Genomic DNA, 6,196 nt, shown 5'->3' with positions numbered 1-6,196 from the left:
TTGCTCCCACTCGTGCTTAAAGCACCGCGGACTCACAGCTTGCCATTCACCCCTCTCACCCCAGAGTCTATTCCCTTACCTAGACACAAGCGGGCTTGCCCGCGAAGGCGTCTGCAAAGACGCTATCAAACTCTCGCCAGCCACGCCGGAACTTACTAGGCTACGCCTTTGCACTTTGAAGACTGCCGAGGAATGTCCATGTCCGCTCCCAGCATGACCCTGTTTCACAACACCCTATCCCCGTTCGTGCGCAAAGTCATGGTGCTGCTGCACGAGACCGGCCAACAGGATCGCGTCGCGCTGCAGGACTGCGTACTCAGCCCTGTCAGCCCGGACGCCGCCCTCAACGCAGACAACCCGCTGGGCAAGATCCCGGCCCTGCGCCTGGCCGACGGCAATGTCATCCATGACAGCCGGGTGATCCTCGACTACCTCGACCACCAGCACGTCGGCAACCCGCTGATCCCCCGCGACGGCTCGGCCCGCTGGCGGCGCCTGACCCTGGCCTCGATGGCCGACGGGATCATGGACGCCTCGGTCATGGTGCGTTACGAGCAAGTGCTGCGCGCCCCGGAAAAGCACTGGGACGAATGGCTCGAGGCCCAGCGCGAGAAGATCCGCCGCGCCCTCGCCCTGCTGGAGCGCGACGCGATTGCCGAACTGACCTGCCACTTCGACGTCGCTTCGATCAGCGTGGCCTGTGCCCTGGGTTATCTGGATCTGCGCTTCCCGGATCTGGGCTGGCGTGACGCCAACCCGCAACTGGCCAACTGGTTCTTTGAAGTGAGCCAGCGGCCGTCGATGATTGCGACGATGCCGAAGGTTTGACGCACCGGGCGGGAGGCAACGAGGCAAAGATCAGCGTCATCAACACCTCAGCCTCCCGCTGCTCCTCACGCAATCCCACGAACCGGCTCATTGCACCGCTCCGATATCGAATTCCAGCGGTTTGGCCGGTTTCTGCCCGATCCCGTACCAGTCCAGATTGCGGGTCAGCACCATGAACACACCGAGCAGACCGAACAGCAGCAGCGAGCCCATCAGCAGCGCGTAATCCTCGGCGCTCAGCAAGCCGTAAAGCAAGCCGTACAACGCCGCCAGCCCCGCCGAAAAGCTCAAGCCATGCCGCACGCTGCGCAGCACGTGGCAGACATAGAACCCGATCAACAGCACGCAACCGCTGGCCGACAACAGATACGCCAGGGCAAAACCGATGTGCTCCGACAACGACAACAGCAACAGATAGAAGAACGCCAGCGCCACACCCACCAGCGCGTATTGCACCGGGTGCACCGCCAGGCTTTTCAGTACTTCAAACAGGAAGAAACCAGCGAACGTCAGGACGATGAACAACAGCGCATATTTGATCGCCCGGTCACTCTTCAGATACTGATCCACCGGATCGATGAAGCTCACGCCGAAACTGCGCCCGTTGAAAGCCTCGCAATCATTGCCCGACACGCAACGGCTCATCGCTTCTTGCAAATTGGTGGAGAAAAACGAGGTCTGCCAGTCGGCGGTGAAACCCTGATCGTTGATCTCGCGCTTGGCCGGCAGGAAGTTGCCGATGAAGCTTGGGTGCGGCCAGTTGGCAGCGAGGTTCACGCGGCTGGTCTTGCCCACCGGCAGCACCTGCAACGAGCCGGTGCCTTGCAGGCGCAGGTCGAAGCCGAAGGCCAGTTCCGTGGTCTTGCTGGTGTCCAGCGCCGGCAGCGTCACTCGCACACCCTCGCCCAGCCAGCCGACCTGAGTGCCAGGCACGAAGTCCAGACGCTGCGCGCCCAGTTCCAGCTTCAGCGCGTTTTCGATCCCGCGAATGTCGCTGATGCCGACCGCCAGGAACGGCGCATCGAAGGTGTAATCGACGAAGTCTTCCTTGATCCCCAACTGCGCCGGCACCGTGAAATGCCCGCTGATGCGGTTATCGGCATGGAACAGCCGCGCCTCGTAAATGCCACGGGCGCGCAGCTCGGTCTGCACCTGGCCGTCGAGTTCAAAGCGCTCCGGCAGGAAATACAGGCGTCCACGTTCCTCACCGATTTCCTGGTAACGCTCGTCACTCTTCTCTTTGGTTTTCCAGGTACGCACCACTTTGCGATACGGCACAACCATCACCGGCCCGCTGAGTTGCTGGCTGTAGCTTGAGCTTCTGGCAATGTCTTCCAGCACACCGTCACGCAGTTGCTGGCGATCGTCGATGATGCCGTCGATCATCAACAGCGGCACCAGCAATACCAGGATCAGCAGGGCAATGGCCCCGAGTTTTATCGTCAGACTTTTGTTCATGGGACTCTCCCTGTTTCGATGGGCAGAGTCTGCAAAGGGGATGTGGGGGTTTTATGGGAGGAATGTGGAGTTTGTGTGGAGACTACAACTGCAGAACGACTTCCACCCCACCTTCGACGTTACCGATGCGCATCGAACCACCGTGCAACTTGACCACCTCTTCGACGAAGTTGAGCCCGAGTCCGGTGCTTTTACGCCCGCTGTCGGGGCGTGGCAAAGAGTAGAAACGCTCGCTCAAACGGGGCAAGGCATAGTCGGGAATCGGCGTGGTTTCGTTGAACAGGCGAAGCTCGACCTTCTCGCCGATCCGCTCGGCGCTGAAGCGCAGCAAACCGTTTTGCGACGTGAAATCCAGCGCATTTTCCAGCAGATTGCCCAATGCCTGACGCAGCAGAAACGGCTCGCCGATCAACGCCAGATCCGGCGCGATGGTTTGCTCGATCCGCAGTTGTCGACCTTCGATGCGTGACATCTGTGCCTGTAGCAGCTCATTCACCAGCATCGCCAAGGGCACTGCGACGCGCTCCTCAAGACCCTGCCGCTGTTCGACCTGGGCAAGGTTCAGCAGACGTTCGATCAACTGCTGCATGCGTGCACTTTCACTGTCGATGTTGCCGACAAAGCGCAATCGCTGATCCGCCGGCATCTCGCCCTGCAACAACTCGGCGGCACCGCGAATCGCCGCCAGCGGGCTCTTCAATTCATGGGTCAGCGTGTGTACATAGCGCTCGACGTAGGCTTTGCCTTCGAGCTGGGTGCGCATCTGTTCCACGGCGGTCGCCAACTGCTCCAGCTCGCCGCCGCGATAATGCGGCACCGCCACCCGCCGGCCCTCGCTCACAGCCTGGGCGTACACGGTCAAGCGGTGCAACGCGCGGCTCAGCCACCACGACAGCACGGCGCCGAGCAGCAGGCCGAGGACGATCAACCCGGCGCCGTAACCGAGCAAACGGCGTTCGGTGCGATCGACATAAGGTTGTAGCGAACTGTTGGGTTTGGCCACGGTGACCACGCCGATGATCGCGCCGTTGTCGCGGATCGGCGCGCCGACGTGCATCACTGAAGAATTCGGATCATTTGGGTCACTGCGGCTGGAGCGTGCGCCGTATTCGCCGCGCAGGGTCAGGTAGACGTCGTTCCAGCGCGAGTAGTCCTGACCGACGGCCAGACCGCTGGAGTCCAGCACCACGATGCCCTTGGCGTCGGTGACGTAGATGCGGTGGTTGACCTGGTTTTTTGCCAGGCCCCAGATCGTTGCCTTCGGCTGGCGTTCGCCATAGGCGCGGAGCAGCTCCGGCCAGCGATTCTGGTTGAGGGTGCCGGCCTTGAAATCGTCCCGCAGGATTTCTGCCATCAGGTTGGCGGTGTCGACCAGGGTTTCTTCGGTGGACTGGCGCACGCCGGGGCGGATTTCTTCCATCACGGTGTTGAGCACGAAATACCCGGTCAGGCCGATGAACAGCACGTACACCAGGAAAATCCGCAGCCCCAGCGACATCAGCTGTGCCCCGGGCTGTAGCTGTAACCGAGGCCGCGATGGGTCTGGATCGGCTCGGCCTCGGCGCGCACCAGACGCAATTTGGCGCGCACGCTTTTGATGTGGCTGTCGATGCTGCGTTCGTAACCGGCATCCGCCGCCACGCCCAGCGCATCGAGCAGTTGCTCGCGGCTGAATACCCGCTCGGGTTGTTCGAGCAGGCATTGCAGCAGACGGAATTCGTGGCGGGTGAGGCTCAGGGGTTGGCCGCGATAGCTGATCTGCACACGTTCGGGATCGATGCGAAACAGCGCCGAGGAGGCTTCGATGACCGGACGTGGCGCCATACGCTTGAGAATCGCCCGGACCCGCGCCGCCACTTCTCGTGGGCTGAACGGTTTGACCACGTAATCGTCGGCGCCGATTTCCAGGCCCACCACGCGATCGATCTCGGCGTTGCGCGCGCTGAGAAACAGCACCGGCACTTCACTGAAGCGACGCAGCTGTTTGCAGGTCTCGAAGCCGCTGATGTCCGGCAGGCCGATGTCGAGGATGATCAGATCCGCCGGGGTCTGGCGCTGATGCTCCAGCGCCGCCGCGCCCAGGCTCAGCCAGGTCGTGGTGAAGCCCTCGCCCTGCAAGGCAAAAATCAGCGTGTCGGCAATCGCCGCTTCGTCTTCGACAATCAGGATATGAGGCATGGCGTCCGAGCCTGTGGGTTAAGTGCGCGAACGGTGCCCCAAGCCCGGCGTTACGTCAATGAGACCACTTGGTTTCAGCAGTCCGGCTTATCCGCTGTGAAGCGCCGAGCCGGGTTCACGGCCGCGCCGAACTCGCGCAGGGCCTTGGCACCGATCAGCAACGGGTAGTTGAAGTTGCTGCGGTCGGTCAGGTTGACCTCCACGGTACGCTTGACGTCGCCCAGGCACAGCTCCAGATCGACCACCGGGCGCTTGGCCACTTCGGTGCTTTCGCCCTCGTCTTCTTCATCCGAGCGACTCTTGATCTTGCTGATCCGCGCGACCTTGTGCTCGTACACCTTGTTGCTGGCGTCTTTGGTAGCCAGACGGAAACGCACCCAGTCTTCGCCGTCGCGCTTGAACGTCTCGATGTCCTTGGCCGACAGCGAGGCGGTCAGCGCGCCGGTGTCCATCTTGGCCTTGAGCACTTCACCGCCGATTTCCGGCAGCGCGATGTATTCGTAACGACCGTACAGGGTCGGTTCGGCGGCGAGCACCGGCAGGGCGACGAGGGAAAGCAGTGCAAGGAGGGATTTCACGTAAGGGGCTTCCTTGGGAAATGGGGGCGTCAGACGCGAGATTTTAGACCGTTGTTTACTTGATCGTTCCCACGCTCCGCGTGGGAATGCATCAGGTGACGCTCCGCGTCACAGGGACGCAGAGCGTCCCCGGCGGCGTTCCCACGCAGAGCGTGGGAACGATCAGACTAACGCGCCACAGGTGAAACATTCGTCACCGGCGGATTTGGCCTGCCGGCCGAAGCCACTTATCATGGCGCGCCCATCCGTTTTCCAAGAGTTGCTTATGCGCCGCCTGCTCACCGGCTGTTTCGTCACCCTGCTGCTGTTGTCCAACACCCTCGTGCTATTCGGCCCGCTGATGGTGTTCGCCCTGCTCAAGCTGATCCTGCCGGGGCGCTTTCGCGACTACGCCTCGTGGGCGGTGATGTGGATCGCCGAAACCTGGGCGGAAATCGACAAGCTGATCTTTCGCCTGTGCATCCCCACCCAATGGGACATTCGCGGCGGCGAAGACTTGCGCAGCGACACGTCCTACCTGGTGATCAGCAACCATCAGTCCTGGGTCGATATCCCGGCGCTGATCCAGACCCTCAACCGACGCACGCCGTTCTTCAAGTTCTTCCTCAAGAAAGAGCTGATCTGGGTGCCCTTCCTGGGCCTGGCCTGGTGGGCGCTGGATTACCCGTTCATGAAGCGCTACACCAAGGCGTTCCTGGCGAAGAACCCGGAGCTGGCCGGCAAGGATCTGGAAATCACCAAAGCCGCCTGCGAACTGTTCAAGCGTCAGCCGGTGACAGTGGTGAATTATCTGGAAGGCACGCGTTACACCGCGGCCAAAAGCACTCAGCAACAGTCACCGTTCAGCCACCTGCTCAAGCCCAAGGCCGGCGGCGTGGCGTTCGTACTGGCGGCGATGGGCGAACAGCTGGACGCGATTCTCGATGTCACCGTGGTTTATCCACAGCAGAAGATTCCGGGGTTCTGGGACCTGATCAGCGGCAACGTGCCGCGCGTGATCATCGACATCCAGACCCGCGAGCTGGATCCGGCCCTGTGGCAGGGCGATTACGAAAACGATCCGGTGTTTCGCGAGAAGGTCCAGAACTGGGTCAACCAGCTCTGGACCCTCAAGGATCAGCGCATCGCCGAACTCAAGGGCGAGCGCCGCTGAG

General features: G+C 61.6%; 6 protein-coding genes. 2 read left to right on the top strand and 4 right to left on the bottom strand.

Annotated elements, in window-relative coordinates:
* The first annotated feature begins 198 nt into the window (after positions 1-198).
* The gene (locus tag CAF90_RS25920) at positions 199-828 is read left to right on the top strand and encodes a glutathione S-transferase (protein ID WP_085608926.1); all 630 of its coding nucleotides are present in this window, start codon (positions 199-201) and stop codon (positions 826-828) included.
* An 87-nt stretch (positions 829-915) separates the two neighbouring features.
* On the opposite strand, the gene creD is transcribed toward CAF90_RS25920, so the two are convergent.
* The 4 genes from creD to CAF90_RS25900 all read right to left on the bottom strand — a co-directional run bounded on the left by creD (position 916) and on the right by CAF90_RS25900 (position 5,042).
* Positions 916-2,286 carry a cell envelope integrity protein CreD gene (gene creD, locus CAF90_RS25915; protein ID WP_085608925.1) on the bottom strand — a complete coding sequence of 457 codons (1,371 nt, stop codon included), beginning with the start codon at positions 2,284-2,286 and terminating at the stop codon, positions 916-918.
* A gap of 82 nt (positions 2,287-2,368) precedes the next feature.
* Entirely contained in the window at positions 2,369-3,784 is a 1,416-nt protein-coding gene (gene creC / locus CAF90_RS25910; protein WP_085608924.1) for a two-component system sensor histidine kinase CreC, read from the bottom strand.
* Positions 3,784-4,464 carry a two-component system response regulator CreB gene (gene creB, locus CAF90_RS25905; protein WP_007959816.1) on the bottom strand — a complete coding sequence of 227 codons (681 nt, stop codon included), beginning with the start codon at positions 4,462-4,464 and terminating at the stop codon, positions 3,784-3,786. The genes creC and creB overlap by 1 nt, the downstream gene beginning before the upstream one ends.
* 74 nt (positions 4,465-4,538) lie before the next feature.
* Positions 4,539-5,042 (bottom strand): ATP-dependent zinc protease, encoded by a 504-nt coding sequence (locus tag CAF90_RS25900; protein ID WP_007959815.1) that lies wholly within the window; start codon positions 5,040-5,042, stop codon positions 4,539-4,541.
* 265 nt (positions 5,043-5,307) lie between these two features.
* Between CAF90_RS25900 and CAF90_RS25895 the strand changes: the two genes are divergently transcribed.
* Entirely contained in the window at positions 5,308-6,195 is an 888-nt protein-coding gene (locus tag CAF90_RS25895) for an acyltransferase (RefSeq protein WP_085608923.1), read from the top strand.
* Position 6,196 lies beyond the last annotated feature (1 nt).

The organism is Pseudomonas sp. B37(2017) (assembly GCF_002112885.1).
Classification (GTDB): Bacteria; Pseudomonadota; Gammaproteobacteria; order Pseudomonadales; family Pseudomonadaceae; genus Aquipseudomonas; species Aquipseudomonas paraglycinae.
The sequence above is the reverse complement of the archived record's forward strand: the minus strand, read 5'-3'. Positions and strand labels throughout refer to the sequence as shown.

Excerpts from the sequence above, each read along its gene's own strand:
- creB (WP_007959816.1), bottom strand. The coding sequence starts at position 4,464 with ATGCCTCATATCCTGATTGTCGAAGACGAAGCGGCGATTGCCGACACG.
- creD (WP_085608925.1), bottom strand. The coding sequence starts at position 2,286 with ATGAACAAAAGTCTGACGATAAAACTCGGGGCCATTGCCCTGCTGATC.
- creC (WP_085608924.1), bottom strand. The coding sequence starts at position 3,784 with ATGTCGCTGGGGCTGCGGATTTTCCTGGTGTACGTGCTGTTCATCGGC.
- CAF90_RS25920 (WP_085608926.1), top strand. The coding sequence starts at position 199 with ATGTCCGCTCCCAGCATGACCCTGTTTCACAACACCCTATCCCCGTTC.
- CAF90_RS25895 (WP_085608923.1), top strand. The coding sequence starts at position 5,308 with ATGCGCCGCCTGCTCACCGGCTGTTTCGTCACCCTGCTGCTGTTGTCC.